The sequence below is a fragment of the Myxococcaceae bacterium JPH2 genome, assembly GCA_016458225.1.
In the GTDB taxonomy this organism is placed as follows: Bacteria; Myxococcota; Myxococcia; order Myxococcales; family Myxococcaceae; genus Citreicoccus.
The window spans coordinates 67,132-90,340 of record JAEMGR010000034.1 but is presented as its reverse complement, the minus strand read 5'-3'; the positions used below and the strand labels follow the sequence as shown (position 1 = coordinate 90,340).

At 70.6% G+C, this 23,209-nt stretch carries 21 protein-coding genes; 12 read left to right on the top strand and 9 right to left on the bottom strand.

The annotated features are described in order from the left end of the window. Positions 1 to 16 precede the first annotated feature (16 nt). Both JGU66_31795 and JGU66_31790 read left to right on the top strand, forming a co-directional pair. The gene (locus tag JGU66_31795) at positions 17 to 3,943 is read left to right on the top strand and encodes a tetratricopeptide repeat protein (protein MBJ6765366.1); all 3,927 of its coding nucleotides are present in this window, start codon (positions 17 to 19) and stop codon (positions 3,941 to 3,943) included. Between the two features lie 52 nt (positions 3,944 to 3,995). Next, positions 3,996 to 4,316 carry a hypothetical protein gene (locus JGU66_31790; protein MBJ6765365.1) on the top strand — a complete coding sequence of 107 codons (321 nt, stop codon included), beginning with the start codon at positions 3,996 to 3,998 and terminating at the stop codon, positions 4,314 to 4,316. Between the two features lie 30 nt (positions 4,317 to 4,346). On the opposite strand, the gene JGU66_31785 is transcribed toward JGU66_31790, so the two are convergent. From JGU66_31785 to JGU66_31770, 4 genes are all read right to left on the bottom strand, one after another. After that, positions 4,347 to 6,422, bottom strand: a complete 2,076-nt coding sequence (locus JGU66_31785) for an ATP-dependent DNA helicase RecQ (GenBank protein ID MBJ6765364.1) — start codon at positions 6,420 to 6,422, stop codon at positions 4,347 to 4,349. 48 nt (positions 6,423 to 6,470) lie between these two features. Further along, on the bottom strand, positions 6,471 to 6,722 hold the full coding sequence (locus JGU66_31780; protein MBJ6765363.1) for a DUF3006 domain-containing protein: 252 nt from the start codon (positions 6,720 to 6,722) through the stop codon (positions 6,471 to 6,473). Next, positions 6,722 to 7,495 carry a DNA repair protein RadC gene (radC, locus tag JGU66_31775; GenBank protein ID MBJ6765362.1) on the bottom strand — a complete coding sequence of 258 codons (774 nt, stop codon included), beginning with the start codon at positions 7,493 to 7,495 and terminating at the stop codon, positions 6,722 to 6,724. Before radC ends, JGU66_31780 begins: the two co-directional genes overlap by 1 nt. 186 nt (positions 7,496 to 7,681) lie before the next feature. Next, on the bottom strand, positions 7,682 to 8,140 hold the full coding sequence (locus JGU66_31770) for a cyclic nucleotide-binding domain-containing protein (protein MBJ6765361.1): 459 nt from the start codon (positions 8,138 to 8,140) through the stop codon (positions 7,682 to 7,684). Between the two features lie 72 nt (positions 8,141 to 8,212). Here JGU66_31770 and trxB point away from each other — a divergent pair, with 72 nt between their 5' ends. From trxB to JGU66_31750, 4 genes are all read left to right on the top strand, one after another. Further along, complete coding sequence (gene trxB, locus JGU66_31765) at positions 8,213 to 9,178, top strand: thioredoxin-disulfide reductase (GenBank protein ID MBJ6765360.1); 966 nt, start codon at positions 8,213 to 8,215, stop codon at positions 9,176 to 9,178. 42 nt (positions 9,179 to 9,220) lie between these two features. Next, a complete protein-coding gene (locus JGU66_31760) occupies positions 9,221 to 10,408 on the top strand; it encodes a PLP-dependent transferase (GenBank protein MBJ6765359.1) in 1,188 nt (395 codons plus the stop codon). Continuing rightward, on the top strand, positions 10,405 to 10,887 hold the full coding sequence (gene moaC / locus JGU66_31755; protein MBJ6765358.1) for a cyclic pyranopterin monophosphate synthase MoaC: 483 nt from the start codon (positions 10,405 to 10,407) through the stop codon (positions 10,885 to 10,887). The genes JGU66_31760 and moaC overlap by 4 nt, the downstream gene beginning before the upstream one ends. A gap of 234 nt (positions 10,888 to 11,121) precedes the next feature. Beyond that, positions 11,122 to 11,376 (top strand): hypothetical protein, encoded by a 255-nt coding sequence (locus JGU66_31750; GenBank protein ID MBJ6765357.1) that lies wholly within the window; start codon positions 11,122 to 11,124, stop codon positions 11,374 to 11,376. A gap of 23 nt (positions 11,377 to 11,399) precedes the next feature. Here the strand turns inward: JGU66_31750 and JGU66_31745 are convergent, their stop codons facing one another. Genes JGU66_31745 through JGU66_31730 form a run of 4 tightly spaced genes read right to left on the bottom strand, consistent with a single transcriptional unit; the run spans position 11,400 to position 14,789 of the window. Then, the gene (locus tag JGU66_31745) at positions 11,400 to 11,951 is read right to left on the bottom strand and encodes an NUDIX hydrolase (GenBank protein MBJ6765356.1); all 552 of its coding nucleotides are present in this window, start codon (positions 11,949 to 11,951) and stop codon (positions 11,400 to 11,402) included. A gap of 27 nt (positions 11,952 to 11,978) precedes the next feature. Beyond that, positions 11,979 to 12,833, bottom strand: a complete 855-nt coding sequence (locus tag JGU66_31740; GenBank protein MBJ6765355.1) for a transglutaminase family protein — start codon at positions 12,831 to 12,833, stop codon at positions 11,979 to 11,981. Positions 12,834 to 12,887: 54 nt separating this feature from the next. Then, the gene (locus JGU66_31735; GenBank protein MBJ6765354.1) at positions 12,888 to 13,163 is read right to left on the bottom strand and encodes a hypothetical protein; all 276 of its coding nucleotides are present in this window, start codon (positions 13,161 to 13,163) and stop codon (positions 12,888 to 12,890) included. Between the two features lie 39 nt (positions 13,164 to 13,202). After that, positions 13,203 to 14,789 carry a protein tyrosine phosphatase gene (locus JGU66_31730; GenBank protein MBJ6765353.1) on the bottom strand — a complete coding sequence of 529 codons (1,587 nt, stop codon included), beginning with the start codon at positions 14,787 to 14,789 and terminating at the stop codon, positions 13,203 to 13,205. A gap of 188 nt (positions 14,790 to 14,977) precedes the next feature. On the opposite strand from JGU66_31730, the gene JGU66_31725 reads away from it, so the two are divergent. From JGU66_31725 to JGU66_31715, 3 genes are all read left to right on the top strand, one after another. Further along, positions 14,978 to 15,295, top strand: coding sequence for a DUF2795 domain-containing protein (locus tag JGU66_31725; GenBank protein ID MBJ6765352.1), 318 nt, complete (start codon positions 14,978 to 14,980; stop codon positions 15,293 to 15,295). A gap of 77 nt (positions 15,296 to 15,372) precedes the next feature. After that, positions 15,373 to 16,272, top strand: a complete 900-nt coding sequence (locus JGU66_31720) for a hypothetical protein (GenBank protein MBJ6765351.1) — start codon at positions 15,373 to 15,375, stop codon at positions 16,270 to 16,272. Beyond that, on the top strand, positions 16,269 to 16,712 hold the full coding sequence (locus JGU66_31715) for a CoA-binding protein (GenBank protein MBJ6765350.1): 444 nt from the start codon (positions 16,269 to 16,271) through the stop codon (positions 16,710 to 16,712). The genes JGU66_31720 and JGU66_31715 overlap by 4 nt, the downstream gene beginning before the upstream one ends. 12 nt (positions 16,713 to 16,724) lie before the next feature. Here JGU66_31715 and JGU66_31710 read toward each other — a convergent pair whose 3' ends face one another. Beyond that, positions 16,725 to 17,600 carry a patatin-like phospholipase family protein gene (locus JGU66_31710; GenBank protein ID MBJ6765349.1) on the bottom strand — a complete coding sequence of 292 codons (876 nt, stop codon included), beginning with the start codon at positions 17,598 to 17,600 and terminating at the stop codon, positions 16,725 to 16,727. A gap of 98 nt (positions 17,601 to 17,698) precedes the next feature. Here JGU66_31710 and JGU66_31705 point away from each other — a divergent pair, with 98 nt between their 5' ends. The 3 genes from JGU66_31705 to JGU66_31695 are packed head-to-tail and all read left to right on the top strand — an operon-like array spanning position 17,699 to position 23,209. After that, positions 17,699 to 18,592 (top strand): ArsR family transcriptional regulator, encoded by an 894-nt coding sequence (locus tag JGU66_31705; GenBank protein MBJ6765348.1) that lies wholly within the window; start codon positions 17,699 to 17,701, stop codon positions 18,590 to 18,592. Beyond that, positions 18,589 to 22,104 (top strand): methionine synthase, encoded by a 3,516-nt coding sequence (gene metH / locus JGU66_31700; GenBank protein ID MBJ6765347.1) that lies wholly within the window; start codon positions 18,589 to 18,591, stop codon positions 22,102 to 22,104. The genes JGU66_31705 and metH overlap by 4 nt, the downstream gene beginning before the upstream one ends. A 10-nt stretch (positions 22,105 to 22,114) precedes the next feature. Next, complete coding sequence (locus tag JGU66_31695; GenBank protein MBJ6765346.1) at positions 22,115 to 23,209, top strand: hypothetical protein; 1,095 nt, start codon at positions 22,115 to 22,117, stop codon at positions 23,207 to 23,209.

Genomic DNA, 23,209 nt, shown 5'->3' with positions numbered 1-23,209 from the left:
GGAGTCGCGACCGAACATGGCCAAGTCGATGGTGGAGCGTTACGAGCAGCTCCTCCGGCAGGATCCGACCTCTTCCGTCTTCGTCGAGCTCGCCAAGCTCCTGCTGGAAAAAGGGGAAGCCGCGCGTGCCATCGAGGTCTGCGCGCAAGGCGTCTCGCACCACGCGGGTTCCACGGTGGGCCGGGTGCTGTGGGGCAAGGCGCTCATCCAACTGGGGCGGCCCGCCGAGGCGATGGAGCAGTTCGATCAGGCCATCGCCATTGAGAAGGACAACCCCTACGCGTACAACCTCATTGGCGAGGTGTTGTTGCAGCGCGGGCTGTATCGCTCGGCGCTGCCGATTCTGCGCAAGGCGGTGACGCTCCAGCCGAATGACGGTCGCGTGAAGCTGTGGCTGGAGCAGGCCCAGCAGGCCGTGTCCGGAGGGCCCGCGCCCATCTTCGCGGACCTCATGGGGCTGGAGAAGCCCGCCGAGCCACCGCCCGACGCTGTGCCATCCGAGACTGGTCCGCAGGCTCGGCCGGAAGCCGCGCATCCCTCTGCGTTCGAGGCGCGCTCCGCTGCGGCTGCGGGACGGGTTGGCGCGGAGGCGCGGGCGCGAGCCGCGCGACCGGCGGCAGACGGTGGTGGGGCCGGCACTGCCTCCGACGCGCAGGTTCGCCCGGCCGGTGCCGCGGATGCAGCCCGTTCCTCCGATGCGCAGGTTCGCGGAACTGGAATCGGTGATGGGGCGTCGCGGGCTGCTCCTTCACGGGTTCGCGGAACGGGCGGCTCCGACGCGGCTCCTGCATCCGATGCGCGAGGGCCCACTGCGGACGCAGGTGGCGATGGCGCTCAGGGCGCGACGGGCGCTGATGCGCCGCAGGGGCGTGATGCACGGCCAGCGGGCCACGCGACTTCCGACGCCTCTGGGGGGCTGAGTCCCGAGCGCGACTCGGCTTCCGGATCCAAGCAGGGAGCCGACGCGCACGGTGGCGCTTCATTCGGCTCCGAGGCGGCTGCGCCCAGTGGCTCCAGCGCGGGCGACTCCCTCTCGGATTTCGGAGGCGCTTCGGCGGATGGTTCGCGAGACGCTTCCGCGTCGAACTCGGGCGACGACAGCTCCGAGTCCGTGGACCTGGGCGGCCTGGATGACGCCTCTGGGCCTGAGGCGCGCGAGGCCTCTGCGAATGCACAGGGAGGACTCATTCCAGAGCTGGGGAATGAGGAGGCCCCTGGTGGCTCGGAGTCGCTCGCGTCGGCGGGGGAGACCTCTCCCGCGCGTGAGGCCTCGGGCGACAGTGACGGTCTGCTGGCGGACCTCCCGGATGCATCGGGTGCGGATTCTGCGGAGTCTTCAGCTCGGGGTGGCGGACTGCTCGGAGAGCTGCCGCCTCCCGAGGAGACGGGCGCGCGACGGACGGTGGCGGCTCGGGCTCCGGAGCCTGTTCGTGCGTCGGGGGGCAAGCGCTCGTTGCTCGATGACATCCCCGACGCGGCGGAGGTCCATGCTCCCTCTGGTGCCACGAAGGTCGCGGCCAGCGCGCAGGACACCGAGAAGCTCGCCGCGAAGTACGAGCAGGAGCTGCGCGAGAAGCTGGCGAAGGAGTCGGCCAAGCGGTCGTTCCTGGCTCGCAACGGCGTGAAGCTCGCGTCGGCCATCGTCGCGACGGTGTTCGTGGTCGTCAGCGTGGGTGCCTTCGTCGCCTACCGCGCTCGGCAAGGGGGGCAGACCCTCAAGGAGACGCTGGACCGGACCAGTCGCCTGGTGGCGCAGGACACGCGCGCGTCGCTGGATGAGGCCCTCAAGCAGCTCGACCGGGCCCACGAGATGGACGATGGCAGCAGTCAGGCCTGGGCGCTGACGGCCTACGTCCACGCGATCCTCTTCGCGGACCACGGGATGGCTCCGGATGAGCGCCAGAAGGCGCTGGAGGCCCTGGAGAAGACGGGCGTCAAGGAGGGCTTCCCCGGCCTGATGCTGGCCACCAACGTGCTCGTGGCGGATGACCGCGGCCGTGAGCCTGCCCGGCGCGCACTGCTCGCCTCGACGGACGAGTCCACGGAGCTGCATGCCCTCGCGGGTTCGCTGCTCCTGGCGGCGAAGGACGAGAAGAAGGCCCTGGAGCGTTTCGACCGGGCGCTGAAGGCGTCTCCCACCAACGTGCGCGCGCTCGTGTCGCTGGGGGGCTACTACCTCGCGTCGGAGGACCATCCGCAGGCGCTCGAGATGTTCCGCCGCGCCCGCGAGGTGTCCCCCGAGCATCCCGCCGCGCGCATCGGCATGGCGGAGAGCCGGCTCGCGCTGGAGCAGGAGCTGGACGAGGCGCTGGCCGACGTCGCGCCCCTGGCGACCGATACGCGGCTTCCCGCTGCCCTCCAGGCGCGTCAGCAACTGGTGCAGGGACAGCTCCTGTCGGCGCTCGGGCGGTATGACGAGGCGCGCACGCTGCTGTCTCGCGGCGCGCAGGGGCCCAAGGCGTTCGACTTCCAGCAGGCGCTGGGCGCGGCGAGCCGTGCGGCGGGGAAGCTGGACATCGCACAGCAGGCGTATGAGGCCGCGCTCAAGCTCCAGCCCAAGAGCGAGGATGCTCGCGAGGGGCTCGGGCGCACGCTGCTGGACCGCGACCGTGAGCGCGAGGCCCTTCAGCGCCTGGAGCCCGACGGTGGGCGCAAGGTGTCGCTGGTCCGAGGCGCCGCCTATGCCCGCCTGGGCGATTGGAAGCACGCCCGCGCGGAGCTGGCTCGGACGCGTGTCAATGACCGCTACTCGCCCGAGGCCATCGCGTGGCTGGCCCTGGCCGACGCCGCCGATGGCAACGGCGCGCAGGCCCGCGAGGTCCTGGAGAAGGCCCTGGCCGCGCTCAAGCGCCCGCGCAACGACATGCGCGTCGCCTTGGGACAGGTGTACTGGCGCGAGCGCGCGCTGGACAAGGCACAGACCCAGTTCGAAGAGGCCATGAAGAACCCGCGGGAGTACGAGGCTGCGTGCTCCTTGGGGCGGCTGCTGCTGTCGCGCGGGTTGCCGGACATGGCGCTGGCGCCGCTGACGAAGGCCGTCGAGCGCAACGGCGCACACGGTGAGGCCCGCGACGCGCTGGGCCGCACGCTCCTGGCCCTGGGCCGCGCGCCCGAGGCGCTCAAGCAGTTCGAGACCTGGCAGCTCGACAACCCGGGCAACGCCGCGGCCCACAAGGGCTTCGCGCTCGCGCTGTACCAGCTGGGGCGGCGCAAGGACGCGGACGGAGCGGTGGGGCGCGCGGTCAAGCTGGCGCCCGATGACGCCGAGGGGCAGCGGATCCGCGCCGCCATCCTCTTCGCCGCAGGGGACGGGGCAGGGGGCTTCGCCGCGCTGGAGCGCTCCAACAAGCTGGACCCGAAGGATCCGGAGACGTTCTGCGAGATTGCCCAGGCCTTCCTGCGCCAGGGCAACGTGGACAACGCGGAGGCGGCCTTCGCGGCGGCGCGTCGCGAGGGGCCGGATGTCGCGTGCGGTCGCGTGGGCGAACTCTACGCGCAGGTGCCCGCCGGAGGACGCGCGGCGGCTCGGACGCTGCAGGACCTGGCGGACAAGGCGCCCTCGGTGGCGGACAAGGCCTTCGCGCAGACCACCATCGCGCGCGTGCAGCTCGGGGCCGGGGCGGTGAAGGAGGCGCGCGCCGCGGCGGACGAGGCCGTGAAGCTGGCGCCGTTCACGGGCCGTGGCTACCTGGCCCTCGGACTGGTGGCCCTGAAGCAGCGGCAGGAGGCTCCGGCGAAGGAGGCCCTGCTCAAGGCCGTGGAGCTGGAGCCGACGGACGGGCTGGCGCACCTGGCGCTGGCGGACCTGCTGGTCCATGAGCCAAGCGAGCTGGCCCGGGCCGTGGACGCGTATGAGGCCTTCCTCCGGCTGGCCGGCGGGTCGTCCGAGGCCTCGCGCGTGAAGAAGGCACTTCCGATCCTCAAGCGTAAGGCCGCGAAGTAGGGTGAGCCCCGTGCACTCCCGCCGGCCAACGGACTCGCCCCTCTTGCGCATCATGTGGGGCAACGCGTTTCTGCTCTCCGTCCTCTACCTGTTGACGGGGATTGGCGTGGAGGTGGCGCGGCGGCTGTACCCGTCGCGCCTCCTGCAGCGCCTGTCGCTGTCGCTGGACTCGCTGCCCGCGCGCGCGCTGGAGCTGGTGGGGGCCATGGAGCCCCTGCGCACGGCGTACTTCACCGGGCGACTCACCGAGGCGCAGGTGCGCATCCTCTTCGGCATCACCACGGTGGGCGTCATCTTCATGCTGGCCCTCGTGGTGGGCAGCGTGATGGGCGGCCTGCGCTACCTGCTCCAGCGGCGCGCCGCGAAGCACTGAGCGCGGGACGCTCAGCGGAAGCACTGCGCGCTACTCGGGGCCGGCCGCGCGCCGCGCCCGAGGCTTTCTCACCTTGGGCGGTGTGAAGGGCACGGCCTGGGGCTCGTGTCCCGCCGCCCGGGCCATCAGGCAGATTTCCACCACCTTCGGGCCAAAGCGCTCCCAGCGGCTCTCGCCCGTGCCCTTCACCGCGAGGAAGGCCTCACGGTCCACGGGCAGGGCGGAGGACAGCCCGAGCAGCGTCGCGTCGTTGAAGATGATGAACGGCGCGATGCCCAGGTCCCTCGCCAGGTCCTTGCGCCAGCGCCGCAGCTCCGTGGAGGCCAGCTCGCTGTACTCCATCACGGGCGTACCCGCCGTCGAGGGCGCCGCGCGTGAGGAGGACGTGCGAGACAGCCGAGGCATCATGGTGCCCGCGCAGCGGTCGCACTTGCCGCAGACGGTGTCGGCGTCCAGCTCGCCGAAGTAGCGCAGGATGAAGGCCCGCCGACAGCGCTGCGTATAGGCGTAGTCCGTCATCCGCTTGAGGCTCAGCAGGCTGCGGCGCTCCTGCTCGCGCACGCGACTCAGGTCCAGCTCCAGGTCGCGGAAGGCGCCCTGCTTGAGGGCGCGAAGGGTGCGGCCCACGAAGGGCTTTCGCACCATCACCGCGCCGGACTTCTCCAGGAGCCCCAGCGCGTGGCGGACCTCTTCCGACGACAGGCCGGTGCGCCGCGCGAGGATGGGCAGCTCCGTGGTGGACTGACGCCCCAGCGGAAACGTTTCCAGCAAGGACTTCAAGAGCCGACGGGCATCGTCCGCGTGCGGATGGGTGCCCGAGGCCTTCTCGGTCAGCGTCAGGTTGTACTCGCCCTCGCCTCGGCCGCCGCGCTCCAGCAGGCCCTCGCGCTCAAAGACCTTCAGCGCCGCGGAGACCTCGAACTCGCTCGAACCCACCCGCGCCGCGAGCGCGTGAACGCCGCGCTCGAAGTCACCCTCGGCCTGGAGCACGTTCCACACGTCCGCCATCACCGCCTCGGAAGGATGGCTGCCTTCGATGAGGCGCTCCTGCGTGTACACGTCCGCGTGGTTGAACAGCAGCACCGCGGAGGCGGGTCCGCCGTCTCGGCCCGCGCGGCCAATCTCCTGGTAGTACGCCTCCACCGCCTTGGGGATGTTGGCGTGCGCGACGAAGCGGATGTCCGGCTTGTCGATGCCCATGCCGAAGGCATTCGTCGCGACGGCCACCGCCTCCTTGGCGGACATGAAGTCGTCCTGCGCCCGCTTGCGCGCCTCCACATCCATGCCCGCGTGGTACAGCACCGCGCGCACCTTCCGCGTCAGCAGCGCCGCATGCACGCTCTCGGCGGCCTTGCGCGTGGAGCAGTAGACGATGCCGCTGCCCCCTCGCGCGGCGAGCTGGGCGCAGGCCTCGCGCCGCTCCTCGTCACCGCCGACGTTCATCACCTCCAGGAAGAGGTTGGGGCGATCGAACCCTTGCGTGAACACGCGCGGGTCCTTCATCAGGAGCACCCGGACGATGTCCTCGCGGACTTCTGGCGTCGCCGTGGCGGTGAGCGCCACCGTGCGCGGGGGCCGCAGCTTCTTGCGCACCTGTCCCAGCAGGGCGTAGTCCGGCCGGAAGTCGTGGCCCCACTGGGAGATGCAGTGCGCCTCGTCCACCGCGAACAGGTCCACGCCCAGCTCCGTCACCGCCTCCAGGAAGCGCGCGCTGCGGAAGCGCTCCGGCGCCACGTAGAGCAGCTTGTATTCGCGCATGCGGACCCGGCGCATGCGCTCGGCCCGCTCCAGGTCTGACAGCGACGAGTTGATGTACGTGGCGGGGATGCCGCGCGCCGTGAGCTGCTCGACCTGGTCCTTCATCAGCGCGATGAGCGGAGACACCACCAGCGTCAGCCCCGGCAACAGCGTGGCTGGCAGCTGGTAGCACAGGCTCTTGCCCGCACCCGTGGGCATCACCACCACGGTGTTGTTCCCGCCGAGCACCGAGTTGATGACGGGGGCCTGACCGGGGCGGAACTCCGCGAGGCCGAAATGCCGCACCAGCCCCCGCTGGGCTTCTTCGAGAAAGGGCAGGGACTCCGGCATCGCGCGCATGTTCACCATCCTGGGTCGGCCGTCAACGCCAATCCCCCGCCTGTTGCTTCCTCGGCCTCACAGCTCCAGCCCCGGTGGGACGGGAATCGCCCGACGCGCTGTCGCTACCTCCTGGCGCAGTCGCTCCGTTCGCTCCAGGTCCACCACGCCGTCCACCACCACGTCTCCCTCCCTCGCCTTGGGGGGCACGCGCCACCGCTCGACCGTGCACGCCCGCCCCTGGGCGGTGTCCACCACCAGCGCTCGGTCGTCCTCCAGCAGCTCCACCCGCACGGCCCCGCTCCCCAGCCCCAGTACTCCGCACACCATCACGAGCCCCTCCCAGCTACGCCCCATGCGCGTCTCCCGTCTTCGTCACCGGGCAAGAGCCGCCGTTCCATCAGCGACACGTAGCCCGTGTCCCCCACCACCAGGTGGTCCAAGAGCTTGATGCCCAGCAGGCCCGCCGCCGCGGCGAGCTGGCGGGTGAGCGCGATGTCTTGCGCGCTGGGCTCCGGATCTCCGGACGGGTGATTGTGCGCGAGCACGATGGCCGTGGCCCGCGAGGCCAGCGCCGCGCTGAAGACCTCGCGCGGATCCACCGGGCACATGTTCATGGTGCCCTCCGCCACCCGCGCGTCATGCACGAGCACGTTGCGCGCGTTGAAGCACAGCACGTGGAACACCTCGCGGCGCAGCGCACCCAGCGTAGGCTCCAGGTAGGCGTGAATCTGCCGGGCATTGCAGAGCCGCGGGCGAGGTTCCTCGCTGCGCCTCGCGCGGCGGGCCAGCTCCAGCGCCACGACCAATTGGATGGCCCGTGAGGGGCCGAGTCCGGGTCGCACGCTCAGCGCCACCGCATCCTCTCTCGCCAACGACTTGAGGCCGCCGCTGTCCAGAACCTGGGCCGCGCCTTCTTGCCGTCCTCCGTCGCGTGGCCCCGGCTCCCACAAGAGCCCCAGCAGCTCCACGTCCGTGAGGGCCGCGACGCCCAGCCGGAAGAGGCGTTCTCGCGCCGCCTCCGCGTCCGTCTCCCGTGCCCTCTCCGTGACTTCGCTCACGGAGGCCCGTTGTCCCTCCGCCCTCGTTCCGCCTCTGGCCATCCCGCCTCCCGACACGCCGGGGCGTTGGCTGAGCAACCCGCATGCCTGTCCCCGCCGCTGGGGCGAGGCGAGCGTCCTCCGTCTCACATCGTGGGCAGAGGCTCACCGCGAGGACGGGCGCGCATGCGCCAGCCTGTCTCTCGCCGTTCAAGACGCCAGACCGCCGAGCAAGCGGCCCGGCGCGCGCTAGAAGCGCGAGATGGCGAAGAAGCCTTTGATCTTCTCGTTCGTCTCGCGAAGTCGCTCGCTCAGCGTGCGGACGAACGTCCACAACAGGACGTAGGCGAGGTCCTTGTCGGTGAACATGAGCTGGTCCAACCGCGACCGCTCGATGACCCAGACCGTGCAGGCGACATGGGCGATGGCGTCCGCCGAGCGGGCCGAGTCCTCGATTACCGCCATCTCGCCGAAATACTGCCCAGCTTCCAGGATGGCGAGCGCCTCCTCGCCGATGCCGGGCACCGACTTGGAGATGCGGACCTTGCCCTCGGCGATGACGAACATGTCCTGGCCTGCTTCGCCTTCGCGAAACAGGAAGGCGCCTGTCGGGTAGCTCCGAGGCTGAGCAATCTGGGCCACCTTGGCGAGCTGGCCCTGGGTCAATCCCTCGAAGAGCGCAACCTTCTTGAGGACCGCAGCATCCATAGGGCCCAGCTTCGTATCACGTGCCCGAGGGCCTCTGGTACCTTCGCGGCCTCGCATCGAATAGGAGGAGCCGTGTCGCAGGAGAAGATCAACAAGGTGACCATCATCGGGTCGGGCCCGGCGGGCTACACCGCCGCCATCTACGCCGCTCGCGCCAACCTCGAGCCCGTGGTGTTCGCCGGCGGTCCCACCCTGGACCACCCGCAACGGGTTCCCGGTGGCCAGCTCATGGTCACGACGGACGTGGAGAACTACCCCGGCTTCCCCGACGCCATCACCGGCCCGGAGTTGATGGAGCGGTTCCAGAAGCAGGCCGAGCGCTTCGGCACCACGATTCACATGGAGAACGTCACGAAGATCGACTTCTCCTCGCGCCCCTTCTTCATCCAGGGCGAGAGCGGCATCAGCTACCGCTCGGAGAGCGTCATCATCGCCACGGGCGCCACCGCGAAGTGGCTGGGCGTCAAGGGCGAGGACACCTACAAGAACCGCGGCGTGTCCGCGTGCGCCACCTGCGACGGTGCCTTCTTCAAGAAGCAGGACGTGCTGGTGGTGGGCGGCGGCGACACGGCCATGGAGGAGGCCACGTACCTGGCGAAGATCGTCCAGCACGTCACCCTCATCCACCGCCGTGACTCGCTGCGCGCGTCCAAGGTGATGCAGGAGCGCGTCCTCAACAACCCGAAGATCTCCATCCTGTGGAACTCGGCGGTCGAGGAAGTCGTGGGCGACGCCAAGGGCATGAACGGCGCGGTGGTGCGCAACCTCAAGAGCGGGGACAGCCAGCTGCTCAAGGCCACGGGCCTGTTCGTGGCCATTGGCCACACGCCGAACACGGAGCTGTTCCAGGGCATCCTGGAGACGCACCAGGGCGGCTACCTGAAGACGCACCCCGGCTCCACGCGCACCAACATCGAGGGCGTGTTCGCCTGCGGCGACGTGCAGGACAGCTACTACCGGCAGGCCATCACCGCGGCCGGCACGGGCTGCATGGCCGCCATCGACACCGAGCGCTGGCTCATCGAGCAGGGCGAGTAATCGCCCGCGCCCACCGCCGCCGGCACGAGGAACGACACGCGCATGAGCAAGAAGCAGAAGACGCTGGCGGTGCACGCGGGCTCGCGGCTCACGGGCAGCAAGGCCGTGCCCGTGGCGCCGCCCGTCTTCCCGGCGGCGGTGAACTGGTTCGACAGCAGTGAGGACCTGTCGGACGCGTTGGATGGCAAGGACTTCGCCTACGCGCGGATCAGCGCCCCCAACGCTTCGTTGTTGGAGGAAGCGGTGGCCGCGCTGGAGGGCGCCGAGGCGTGCGTGGCCTACGCGAGCGGGATGGCCGCGCTGCGCTCCGTCTTCGACGCCCAGGCGTGGCGACCCGGAGACCGGTTGGTGATGCCGGCGGATGGCTACGGCGTCACGCGGCTGCTCTACAAGAACCTCTGCGCCCGCCTGGGCGTGGAGCTGCACGCGCTCCTGCTGACGGATGCGCAAGCTCCGGCGCGCATCCGCGAGCTGCGTCCGCGCATGGTGCTCGCCGAGAGCATCACCAACCCGCTCTTGCGCGTGCCGGACCTGCGCGCGTTGTCCCACGCATGCGTGGACGTGGACGCGGCGTTCGTCGTGGACGCCACGTTCCCCTCGCCGCATGGGCAGCGCGCGCTGTCGCTCGGCGCGGACTACGCCGTGCAGTCCACCAGCAAGTGGCTCAACGGGCACAGCGATGCGTTGGGCGGCACGGTCAGTGGCTCCCTGTCACGCATGGCGCCGCTGCGCGCCGCGCGCATCCTCGCGGGCGACGTGCTCGGACCTTTCGAGGCGTGGCTCACGCTGCGCGGCCTGCGCACGCTTCCGGTGCGCATGAAGGCCCATGCCGAGCATGCGGCGCACGTTGCCCGAAGGCTGGAGGGCTCGGCGCTGTTGGAGCGCGTCATCTACCCCGGGCTGACGTCACACCCGGACCACGCCGTGGCGCGCGAGCTGTTGGACGGCGGCTTCGGTCCGATGGTCGCGTTTGAAATCAAGGGCGCGGGACGCCCCGAGGGTGACCGGTTCCTGGAGGCGCTGCGCATCTGCAAGCCAGGCCCTTCGCTGGGAGACGTGGGCACGCTCGTGATGCACGCGGCCAGCGCCAGCGCGCGCCGCATGACGCCCGAGGAGCGCGAGGCGGCCGGCATTCGCGAGAGCCTCATCCGCGTGTCCGTGGGGCTGGAGGATCCGGACGACGTGGCGGATGACCTGCTCCAAGCGGTGGCGAAGGTGGCGCGCCCATGAAGATGATCGACGTGGGCGACAAGGAGAAGACGGAGCGCGTGGCGGTGGCCACCGCGCTGCTGCGGATGCTCCCTGCCACGCGCGAGCGCATCCTGGCCGGCAAGGTGGAGAAGGGCGACGTGCTCGCGGCGGCGCGGCTCGCGGGCATCATGGCGGCCAAGCGCACGCCGGACTTCGTGCCGCTGTGCCACCCCATCGCGTTGGCGGGGGTGGAGGTGGTGCTGACTCCCGTGGACGCGGGCCTGTCCGTCCAGGTGCGGGTGAAGACCGTGGACCGCACGGGCGTGGAGATGGAGGCGCTCACCGCGGCCTGCGCGGCGGCGCTCACCGTCTACGACATGTGCAAGAGCGTGGACCGGGGCATGGTCATCGAGTCCGTCCAACTCGAGCACAAGTCGGGCGGGCGCTCGGGGACGTGGGAGCGGGCCGAGCCCACGCCACCGCCTCGTGCTCGAAAGAAGACAGCGCGTCGGGCCTGACATCCTCGGCCGGGACGTGGGCTCGAAGGCGCTCGCGCCGTTGAGGGCCGGACACTCGAAGGCCCGGAGTCCCGGGCGAGGTTCACTCCCTCACGAGGCGGTCGTGTGCCTCATGACGATGCCGCCGGGTCATCAGTGCCGGGGACTCCCGCCGCGCGGCCCACCCCGTCAGATTGGGCGCGTCGATATCCCGGGGCCCGTGACGCCACGACGTCCGAGCCAGGAGGTGGCGGGGTGCTGCGGAGCATGTCGTTCGCGCTGGCGTCGCTCACGGCCGCCCTGGTGCTGGGCAGCGTGGCTTGCGGCGAGACGGACTCCGCCGAGGCCACCGCGGAGGGCGCGCGCAAGCGGTGCGCGGACCGGACTCCAGAGCTGCGCTACGTGTCGCGGGCGCAGCAGGACTGCCACGACCTCTACTTCGTCTGTCGCCCAGGAGAGACGGCCTTCCTGACCGCCTGCGGCTGTGGCTGCGCGCTGCCCGCGTTGTGAGCTGACAGGGGGCCAACGGTGAGCTAACGCGCGCCGCGCAGCTGCTCCAGGAAGAAGGCCACCACCACGAGCGAGTGGGTGATGTGCCCTTCGAGGATGAGCCGAGGCACGTCCGCGCGCGGGTGCAGCTCCACGAGGATGTCCTCTCCCTCGTCCTGCTTGCCCGCGTGGACCTTCACGCAGTCCAGCGCGAGGAAGCTGAAGCACCGATTGGGCTGGAGCGCGGGGTTGGGGTGCACCGAGCCCAAGGCCACCCAGCGGCCCGCGACATGGCCCGTCTCCTCTTCCAGCTCGCGCGCCGCGGCGGCTTCGGGCGTCTCGCCTGGGTCGATGACGCCGCCGGGAATCTCCAGCGTCGCCGTCTCCGTGCCGAACCGGTATTGCCGCACGAGCACCAGCTCGTCCCCGGGCGTCACCGCGATGACGTTGACCCAGTCCGCGCAGCCGATGCGCACGCGCGGGTGCTCTCGCGACGTGCGCGGATCCGCGACCACGTCCTGGCGCACCTGGACGACGCGGAAGTCATGCTCCGGCCCCTTGCGCAGTCGCGGCCAGGGCTTCACCGTCCGAGACACGGCGGACTCCTTCTGAGTGGCTGTGGGTCAGTTCAGCAGGGCGGCGCGCTCGCGCAGCTCCCGCGCGGTGAGTTCCAGCCGCTCGCGGTCTGGCGCGTCTGGCGACAGCTCCAGGCAGCGCTCCACGTCCTTGAGCGCCGCGCGGTAGGCACCCAGGCTGGCCAGGAGCGCCGCGCGCGTGCGCAGCTCGCCCGGATGATCCGGCGCGAGCAGCAAGAGCAGATCCACCACCGCCAGACTGCGCTCACAGTCCTCGCGCCCCAGATAGACGCGGCGCAGGTTGGACAGCATGCGGTACGCGATGAGTTCCACGGGCGCGGGCGACAGCATGGCCCGGTCGAACTTGAGCTGCGGCGCCACGCGCTTGAGCAGCTCCTCGCAGCCGTGCTCGGTGAGGATGTCGCCCTCGTGGAACGGATCCATCACCAGCTTGTGGTCGCCCGCGTCGCACGCGACCAGGAAGTGGCCAGGAAATGGCACGCCGTAGAGCGAGATGCCCGCGCGCCGCGCGACCTCCAGATAGAGCACCGAGAGCGTGATGGGCAGCCCCACCTTCCGCTCCAGCACGCGGTCGAGGAAGCTGTTCTCCGGCGAGTGGTAGTCCTGCGCGTTACCGCGGAACCCCTCGATGTCCGCCAGCACATGGCGCAGCGCACGCAACGGGGCGAGCGCCTCGCCGCGCTCCATGAGCCGTTCGGCCTCCACTTGTACCCGGCACGCCAGCGCGTCCAGTGTGTGCAGGCACGCGGGCGCGTCCAGGTCCGAGCGGTCGAGGGTAGCGATGGCCAGCGCCGCCAGGTCCAGGCGAGGCGGATCCGCGGCCAACGCAGACACCAACCGCTCCCGGGCGAGCGGCGGCCCGAATCCAATGGGGATGCTCACAGGGGGAACCAGTAACGCACGGGCGCTCCAACGGCAAAGGCAGGCGGCCGAGCGTCAGCTCGCCGGAGGCCTCAGGGGCAGGCGCCCCTTGATTTCGGCCCGCAGGGCCACATGGGCGGAAATGAGCCCGGCCAGGATTCCATCCTCGAACTCGAACGTCGGATGTTCCTTGAGTTCTGGGAAGTCGTGAGGGTTGCGCAGCTCCTCGGGCGTCATGTTCGGCACCGCCTCCCGGGCCAGGCGAAGCACCTTCGCCTGCTGCTGGGAAATCATCCGCTCGTAGAGCTGGGCTCCCAGCTCGAGCATTTCGTGGGCTGTCTCTTCCGTCATGGTGCGTGTTTCTACTCCTGGGCGACTGCGCCTGGGCGATTACTCCTGGGCGATGTCCCACTTCAGCCGGCGATACGAATAACGGAATGCCTCGGCGTTTGCCGCGACTGCGTCGCCCGAGCCCTCTCGCCCGTCCAGGAACGCCACGAAGTCGAGCTGTTGCCCGGGCTGGCCAAACTCCCGGTCAAAGACGCGCACGATTTCATTGGCCGGCAAGGTGCGCCGACCGGCCACGTCCACCAGCGGAATCACCAGGCCCTTCATGTCCTGGGCGGGGGCATACGACTTCCACACCAGCTCGGTGCACACCAGCGTCTGGTCCGAGAAGAAGTCGAAGTTGAAGTCATACGGGCGCCCCTGGAAGGTGAAGGCCCGGAGGATGGCCTGGGCCTTCTCGCGCTGGGTCAGGCGCGGACGCATGACGCCCAGATAGTCCACGTGCAGCCCGTGCTCGGGGCCGGTGAAGGACACGCCCTCGCTGATGGACTCGATGATGCGGAGGGCGTCACCGTGCGCGTCGTGGCCCGAGTACTCGGCCCACTTGGCGGGGAAGGCGTGCGCCAGGTGCTCGGTGAACGTGCCACTGCCTCCGGGCAGCGTGGCCACCCAGGCGCGGACCTCTGGATCCGCGTCGAACGCGGCGGCGAGCTGCGCGGGCGTGCCGACATACAGCTCCGCGTGAGGCCAGAAGCCCGGCAGCCCGATGTTGGAGAGAAACCAGTTCTGACGCGCGAGGACGATGTCGCCCGGCTCCATGCGCGCGAGCACGGCGTCGACCTGCGCGCGGGTGATGAGGGGCTTGCCCAAACGGCGCACGCGGGTGTCGCCCATCCACTCGGCCACCGCCTTCTGCACGGGGAAGATGGCGCGCAGCGTGGAGTCCTGCGTCACGCCCGCCGCGGCTTGGACGAAGAGGGGCGCGCCTCGCTTGACGAGCTTGCCGCGCGCCACGCGGCTGTTCTCCTTCATCTCCTGGAAGAGCCACGTCACGCGGGGCTGGCCCATCGCGCCCGAGTCCGCGAACACCGGGCGCAGCTGCTCCTTGTAGCCATCGCCGGTGAAGAGCTGCGTGGCGGTGCCCACGTGGACCACCTTCTCGCGGAAGCGGGCGAAGGTGCGCGCGGGAAGGCCGTACTCGGGTGAGGGCTCGTCGAGGAGCACTTCCAACTGCGGCCGTCCACCCGCGAGGTCCACGAAGGTGAGCCCGCGGGCCAGCTCCGTGGTGAGCGCGCCGTGCGTGAGCAGGAAGCCCCAGCCGTGCTTGATGGGCTGGGTGGGCGCGGGCGCCTTGAGGAACTCCCAGTAGCGCTGGCGGATGACCTCCACCGAGACGAAGTAGTCGAAGAACGCGGCCCACGTGCTGACCAGGCGCTGCTTCTGGTCCGGCGTGTACGGCACCGCGCGCGCCTGCGCGTAGAGGGCGCGGGCGCTGGCCATGTCCTCCTCCAGGCGCCGCATTCCCTGGGCATGCCGCTGGAGCGCCTCCAGGTCTCGCTGGGCCTGGGCCACGAACGCCGCGTCGTCGAGCGCGTACACGTCAGAGGCCGGGGCCGGGTCGGCGGCAGGCGCGGGGGCGGGCTCGGCGAGCGCGAGCCAGGCGAGCAGCAGGACAGGGGAGGCAGGCACCGACGCGACTCCAGGGAGCGGGGGTGGGGTGTCACTCTATCCCGCCGGGCGCAGGGCGGTTGGCCCCCCGGCCGGGGACCGGAGGGGTCTGGGGGGCCCCGGTGGTCCCGGGCGGAGATTGGCCCCACGTTGTGAGGGCAGGACGCAGGGCTCGGGCGACGTGGCCCGGGCGGAAAGGTGGACGCACGATGGCATTCGGACAGGCGGAGGACCCAGGGCTCTCCATCTCGGCGCAGCTCGACGCGGTGGAGTACCCGGCGCAGCGCGAGGAGATGGTCCAGGCGGCCGAGGACAACGGCGCACCCGTGGACATCATCAACGTCCTCAAGTCGCTGCCGCGCGAGGAGTACGCGTCGCGCGAGGATGCCATGCGAGACCTGGCCGAGGCCGCGCGGCGCTTCGCCAGCGGAGGCCTGCGCGATGACGACGGCGTGAATCGTGACCGGCGCAACATCGGGCGAGACGCGGTGGAGCACGCGCCCGAGGGCCACACGCGCCACCCCTGAGGCGTGTCGCCCGGCGCACCCCGGCGGCATGAAGACGCTCGCGGGCGCTGGCGCTTTCTGCCAGCGTCCCGGGCCGCATGCGTTCCCTCCTCCTGGTGTCGTGCTGTGCGCTGCTGTCCCTGTCGCTGGGGTGCCACTCGCGGCCCCGGCTGGTGCCCGTGTCGAGTCCGCCGCCTCCGCTGCGCCTGGACTTCCGGCCCCCGGTCGACCGCGTCCTCACCGAACTGCTGCAGACCTCGCGGACGGTGGAGCGTGGCGGCGCCCGCACGCGCGACGACGCGGAGCTGACCACGCAGTCGCGCTTCACGCCGTCCGAGGGAGGCTGGCTGCTGACGCAGACCGTTCAGCACGCGCGGCGGGTGCACGACGGGCAGGAGGTGACCTCGGCGGTGGACGAGCTGCTGACGCGCTTCTCCCTCCAGCAGCGGCTGTCCGCGGATGGCTCCTTCATCCGGCTGGAGGGCGCGGACGCGGCACGTCAGGCGGTGCGGCAGGCGCTTCCCGCGGGCCCGGAGATGGCCCTCCTGGAGCGCTTCTTCGCGCCCGAGGCCCTGGAGGCCCGCGCGCGGCGCGAGTGGGAGGTGAAGTACGGCGGCCTCCTGCAGCGCAACCTCGTGGAGGGGCAGCGCACGTGGGCGGTGGATGCCTTCACGACCGGGGACTCCGAGGGCCACTTCCTGCTGGAGCGCACGGTGCAGGGCTCGCGGGCCACCGAGTATGGCGACGCGGTGGTGTTCTCGCTGCGCTGCTTGGACAAGGTGCCCAAGGACGCCTCCCGCGAGCTGCTGGAGGCCTGGTCCGAGGCGGGCTCGCCAGCGCTCACGTCGGGCGTGTCGTGCCAGGGTGAGCAGGTGGTGGCCCGCAGTCGCTTCGTGCCGGTGCATCGACGGTTGACGGTGAGCACGACGGTGCGCGGAGAGACGTGGACATGGACCACCGAGACGCACGCGCAGCAGCTTCAGGAGGAAGCGCAATGAGTGAGCAGGACAACCTGGTGACGAGCGAAGCCGGCGTGGAGAAGGTGGTGAGGGGCGCGCGTCGCGTGGCGGTACTGGGCATCAAGACCGAGCAGCACGCGGACCAGCCCGCCTTCTACGTGCCTCGCTACCTGGCGGAAGCGGGCGTGGAGGTGGTGCCGGTGCCGGTCTACTACCCGGACGTGACGCACATCCTCGGCAAGCCGGTGTATCGGCGGCTGGTGGACATCCCGGGCGACATCGACGTGGTGGACGTGTTCCGGCGCCCGCAGGACATCGACGGGCACCTGGACGACCTCATCGCGAAGAAGCCGAAGGCGGTGTGGTTCCAGTCCGGCATCCGCAACGACGCCGCGGCGGCGCGGCTGGCGAAGGCCGGCATCCAGGTGGTGCAGGACCGCTGCCTGATGGTGGACCACCGTCGCTACGGCGCGCGGTGAACGCCGCGGGACCTAGCGGGCCTGCTCGAAGGGCACGGGCGGGCGCGCCAGGGCGCGCTCGGCGGACAGGCGCGCCTGGTCCAGCGCGTCGAAGCCGCGCTCCATGGTGGTGGGCGTGACGGGCGGCAGGTTGGAGACGACGACGTAGACGGGCACCTGCCGCTGGCCCAGCACGGTGAGCTGGAGGCGGAAGTGGTCGCGCCGCAGCGCCGCCGAGCCCGCCGCGATGCCCTGCGCGTAGGCCATGGGGCCGCCCACCACCTTGCGCGTGTGGCTGGGCAGGAAGTGCACCAGGATGGCATCCAGCTCCGAGCCGATGGCGCTCTCATGCAGCGCCAGCGCCGGAGCCTTCTCCACCAGCCCGCCGTCCCAGTAGAGGTTGCCGTCCAGCGGCACCGCGCGGAACAGGCCTGGGTACGCGCACGTGGCGTGGACGCGCGGCGCCAGCTCGCCGGTGGTGAAGACGTCGTGCGTGCCGTGGGTGAGGTTGGCGGCCACCAGCAGCAGCGGGTGCGGCAGCTCCTCGAAGGTGCGCGCGGGGAGGGTGGACTCCAGCAGGCGGCGGAAGCGCTCGCCCTTGAGCAACCCCGTCAAGCCATGGCCCGCGGTCACCCCGTTCATCACCGCGCCCAACAAGTCCGGATCCCAGAAGTTCGCGCGCGTCTGGCTCAGCACCAGCTCCTCGATGCCCTGCACCGACGCGCCCGCCGCCGCGTAGGCCGCCACCATGCCTCCGGCGGACGTGCCCGCGTACGCGTGCGGCTTCAGCCCCGCCCCCGCCAGCCCCTTGAGGAAGCCCGCGTGCCCGTAAAAGCCGAAATATCCGGCGGATAGCACGAGCCCGAAGCGCTTACCTTCGAGGAGGGAATGCAGGGTGGGAGGCGGCATGAGCGGATTTTTACGGAACTGTTGCCCTTCTGGCAACGCGTCGCGTTGAGGTACGGCTGGCGCGCGGTGGTGATATCGACATATGTTGATGCGGCGATATGGACGAGCTTTCCCAATCCTTCCGCGTACTGGGTGACTCGACGCGGCTGCGAATCCTGCGGCTGGTGGCCGAGGCGCCGTTGAACGTGACGGAGCTGGTGTCGCTGGTGGGCGTGGCGCAGTCGTCGGTGTCGCATCACCTGGGCAAGCTGCGCGGGCTGGGGCTCATCCGCGAGGAGCGGCAGGCGGGGTTCAGCTACTACTCGCTGGCCCTGGAGTCCGCGGACTCGCGCTGGCCGCTCATCCGCCTGGCGCGTGAAGCGGAGGATGCGGCCGGGGACTCGGCGCGGCTGAAGGACCTCTTGCGCGCGCGGGAGGACCGCCAGGCGCTCAACGAGCGGCTCTTGGAGCCGGGCCAGTCGTGGTTCCTGTGGGCGGGCGCGCTCGCGTCGCTGCTGCCGCCGCTGGACGTGGCGGACTTCGGCTGTGGCTCGGGGCCGCTGAGCGTGGCGACGGCGCGATGGGCGCGGCACGTGTGGGCCATCGACCAGAACGCCGACGCGCTCACCCAGGCGCGCGAGCGGGCCCAGCGCGAGGGGCGCGCCAACATCACCTTCCTGCGCGAGGACCTGCATCGCCTGTCGCTGTCGGACGGGAGCATGGACCTGGTGGTGATTTCGCAGAGCCTGCACCACGTGGAGTCGCCGGCCTCGGTGCTGTCGGAGGCGGCGCGCATCCTGAAGCCCGGGGGCCGGGTGGTGGTGCTGGAGCTGATGCCGCACGACGAGCGCTGGGTGCTCGAGCGGCTCGGCCACCGGCACCTGGGGTTCGCGCCCGAGTTCCTCGAGTCCGCGCTGTCCGAGGCGGGCTTCACATCGTTTTCCCGCGAGACGCACGCCCGAGATGGGGCGAGTCCGTTTCGCGTCTTCTTGCTGACCGGAGTCAAGCCATGACGAGCCCGCATGCCACCCCCCTGCCGCCTCCGCCGGGAGAGAACGGTCGACGCGTGGAAGCCCTGCGCGCGGCCATGCGCGAGCGCATCCTCGTGCTCGACGGCGCGATGGGGACGCTGCTCCAGGGACACAACCTGAAGGCCGCGGACTTCGGCGGGCCGGACTACGAGGGCTGCAACGAGAACCTCGTGCTCACGCGCCCGGACATCATCGAGTCCATCCACGCCGAGTACTTCGCCGCGGGCGCGGACGTGACGGAGACGGACAGCTTCGGCGGCACGCCGCTGGTGCTCGCCGAGTTCGGGCTCGGGGACAAGGCGCTCGACATCAACATCGCGTCCGCGAAGCTGGCGCGTCAGGCCGCCGCCGTCGCCGAGGCGAAGGACGGGCGCATGCGCTGGGTGGCGGGCTCCATCGGCCCCACCACCAAGGCCATCAGCGTCACCGGTGGCATCACCTTCGAGGAGCTGGTGGACAACTTCGCCGTGCAGGCGGAGGGACTGGCGCTGGGCGGCGCGGACTACCTGCTGGTGGAGACGGCGCAGGACACGCGCAACGTCAAGGCGGCGCTCCAGGGCATCGAGCGCGCGTTCCGGAAGCTGGGCTACGCGCTGCCGGTGGCGGTGTCGGGGACCATCGAGCCCATGGGCACCATGCTCGCGGGCCAGTCCGTGGAGAGCCTGGCCACGTCACTGGAGCACTCGGAGCTCTTGTACCTGGGGCTCAACTGCGCCACGGGTCCGGACTTCATGACGGACCACCTGCGCTCGCTGTCGGGCATGAGCGCGTTCCCCGTGTCGTGCGTGCCCAACGCGGGCCTGCCGGACGAGAATGGCCAGTACCTGGAGACGCCGGAGATGATCTCCCGCTCGCTCCGGCGCTTCTGTGAGCAGGGCTGGCTCAACGTGGTGGGCGGCTGTTGTGGCACCCACGCGGGCCACGTGCGCGCCTTGGCTGAAGCGGTGAAGGGCGTGAAGCCCCGGAACCAGACGCCGCCGCGCCGCTCCACGCTGTCCGGCGTGGACTACGTGGAAGTGGTGGACGAGCAGCGCCCGCTCATCGTGGGCGAGCGCACCAACGTCATCGGCAGCAAGAAGTTCAAGGAGCTCATCGTCGCGGGCGCACTGGACGACGCGTCGGAGATTGCTCGCGCGCAGGTGAAGCGGGGCGCGCAGGTCATCGACATCTGCCTGGCGAACCCGGACCGCGATGAGCTGGAGGACATGCGCCGCTTCCTGGAGGTGGTCGTCAAGAAGGTGCGCGTGCCCTTGATGATCGACTCGACGGACGAGCGCGTCATCGAGATGGCGCTCTCGTACAGCCAGGGCAAGGCCATCATCAACTCGGTCAACCTGGAGGACGGCGAGGAGCGCTTCGAGAAGGTGGTTCCGCTCGCGCGGCGCTTCGGCGCGGCGCTGGTGGTGGGCTGCATCGACGAGGTGGGCATGGCCGTCACGCGCGAGCGCAAGCTGGCGGTGGCCGAGCGGTCCATGGAGCTGCTGACGAAGAAGTACGGCATGCGCGAGGAAGACCTGTACTTCGATCCGCTCGTCTTCCCGTGCGCCTCGGGCGACGCGCAGTACACGGGCAGCGGCGTGGAGACCATCGAGGGCGTGCGCCTCATCAAACAGCGCTTCCCGCGCAGCCGCACCGTGCTGGGCATCAGCAACGTGTCCTTCGGCCTGCCCACCGCGGGCCGCGAGGTGCTCAACTCCGTGTTCCTGTACCACTGCGTGCAGGCGGGCCTGGACATGGCGCTCGTCAACTCGGAGAAGCTGGAGCGCTACGCGTCGCTGCCCGAGGAGGAGCGCCGGCTGGCCGAGGACCTCCTGTACAACCGGGGCACGGACCCCGTGACGCCCTTCGCGGCGCACTTCCGTGAGCGCAAGCCCGCGCGCGCGCAGGTCAGCAGCCTGCCGCTGGAAGAGCGGCTCCAGCGCTACATCATCGAGGGCACGCGCGACGGCCTCCTGGCGGACCTGGACCTGGCGATGCAGAAGTACGCGCCGCTGGAGATCATCAACGGCCCGCTGATGAAGGGCATGGATGAGGTGGGGCGCCTGTTCGCGGCCAACGAGCTCATCGTCGCGGAGGTGCTCCAGAGCGCCGAATCGATGAAGGCCGCGGTGAGCCACCTGGAGCCGCACATGAGCAAGGCTCAGGCGGCGCTGCGCGGGAAGATTGTCCTCGCCACGGTGAAGGGCGACGTGCACGACATCGGGAAGAACCTGGTGGAGATCATCCTCGCCAACAACGGCTTCCACGTGGTGAACCTGGGCATCAAGGTCCCGCCCGAGCAGCTCGTGCAGGCGGTGCGCGAGCATCGGCCGGACATCGTGGGCCTCTCGGGTTTGTTGGTGAAGAGCGCGCACCAGATGGTGTCCACGGCGGAGGACCTCAAGCGCGCGGGCGTGGAGGTGCCCATCCTGGTGGGCGGCGCGGCGCTGAGCCGCAACTTCGTGGATCGCAACATCGCTCCGGCCTATGGCGCCGGCACCGTGGCCTATGCGCAGGACGCGATGAACGGCCTGGAGCTGGCCAAGCAGATTGTCGACCCGGGCTCGCACGCGAAGCTGCGGGGGGAGCTGGCCGAGCGACGTGCGCGGCTCGCGCAGGAGGTGAAGGAGCGCCCGGCCCCCGCCGCCACCGCGCGCCGAGGCCGCAGCGCGGAAGTGCCCATCGTGGAGACCGTGCCGGCGCCACCGGACCATGAGCGGCACGTGCTGACGAACACGCCGTTGGATCACATCTGGAAGTTCATCAACCCCGTGATGCTGTACGGGCGCCACCTGGGCTTGCGCACGTCGTCTCGCGCGCTGGGCACGCCGCAGGAGGCGGAGCTGGCGAAGACGGAGGAGGGCCGCAAGGCGCTCGCGCTGAAGGAGGCGGTGGAGGAGCTGAAGGCGATGCTGCGCGGCGGTGTCATGCAGGCGCGTTCGGTGTTCCAGTTCTTCAAGGCGGGCAGCGAGGGAGACCGCGTGCACCTGTTCGACGGGCGCACCGGTGAGCCCGTGGTGTCCTTCGACTTCCCGCGCCAGGACAAGGAGAACGGCCTGTGTCTGGCGGACTACGTGAAGCCGCTGGAGCGCGGCGCGCCGGTGGACCACCTGGGCATGTTCGTCACCACGGCGGGCTCGGGCATCCGCGAGCTGTCCGAGGAGCTGAAGGCGAAGGGGGAGTTCCTCAAGATGCACGCGGTTCAGGCGCTCGCGCTGGAGACGGCCGAGGGCTACGCCGAGCTGCTGCACACGCAGCTGCGCAGCATGTGGGGCTTCCCGGACCGCGCGGACATGACGATGGTGGAGCGCTTCCGCGCGGAGTACACGGGCAAGCGCTACTCGTTCGGATACCCCGCGTGTCCTCGGCTGGAGGACCAGTCGAAGCTCTTCCAGGCGCTGCGGCCGGAGGAGATCGGCGTGCGCCTCACTGACGGCTGCATGATGGAGCCGGAGGCGTCGGTGTCCGCGCTCGTCTTCCACCATCCCCAGGCCTCGTACTTCTCCGTGGGCTAGAGTCCGGGCCATGAGCGCGCCGACCATCCGCCGTGCTGTCCAGTTGCTGCCCGCCTGCGCCACCACGGGCATCGGCAGCCTCCCGCATACCCAGGTGGAGCTGGGGCTCCAGGCCGCGTTGGCCTTGGACATCCCCTTCCTTCCGCAGCTTCCGGTGGGCCATCCCTCGGAGTTGATGATTCCCGCGGCCCTGGAGGGGTTGCCGGGCCTGCGCTTCGACGACGAGGGGCTGTGCACGGTGGACCTCCCCGCCTGGGAGGCCGGGCGCGAGGCGTTCGAGGCGCGGCTGGACGCGGCGCTCGCGGCGGGCGCGCTGGAGTCCTACGAGCCGTCCCCGGACGCGTGCCGAGCGTGGCGGCCCTTCCTGTGGGAGGTGGAGCACCGGAAGCTGGCCTTCGCGAAGGCGCAGCTCGCGGGCCCCTTCACGGTCCGCTCCGTGGCGCGCGCCAGCACGGGCACGCCCACCTTGGACGTTCCGGGGCTGGACGCCGCGATGTTCCGGCTGGTGATGGCGCGGGCGCTCGCGATGGTGAAGGCGCTCCGTCGCACCAACACCACGCCCTTGTTCTTCCTGGACGAGCCGGGTTTGTACGCCCTGGACCGCACCAACCCGAGGCACCTGCTGGCGCTTCAGGAGCTGAGGATCTTGGTGGTGGCGCTGCAGCGAGAGGGCGCGCTCGTGGGGCTGCACTGCTGCGGCAACACGGACTGGGCCGCGCTGCTGGATGTGCAGCCAGACCTCTTGTCGCTGGACGTGCGCCTGTCGTTGGACGCGATGGTGGAGGAGCAGGCCGCGCTGGAGCGCTTCCTCGCGGCGGGGGCCACGCTGAGCCTGGGCATCGTCCCCACGGACCTGGCGTCGTCGTATGCCGTGCCGGAGCTGGTGGACTCGGTGGAGGCGTCACTCAAGGCGGCGCTGCCTCGGGGGCACGCCTTCTCGCAGGTGCTCTCCACGGTGTTGCTGACGCCCGCGTGTGGCCTGGCCATGCGCTCGGTGGGCGATGCCGAGCGCATCCTCTCCGAGCTGCGGGACGCCCAGCGGCGACTCAAGGGGGCACTGGAGGCCGAGCGCCCCGTGCTCCGCGCCGTGCCGCATCCTCACTGA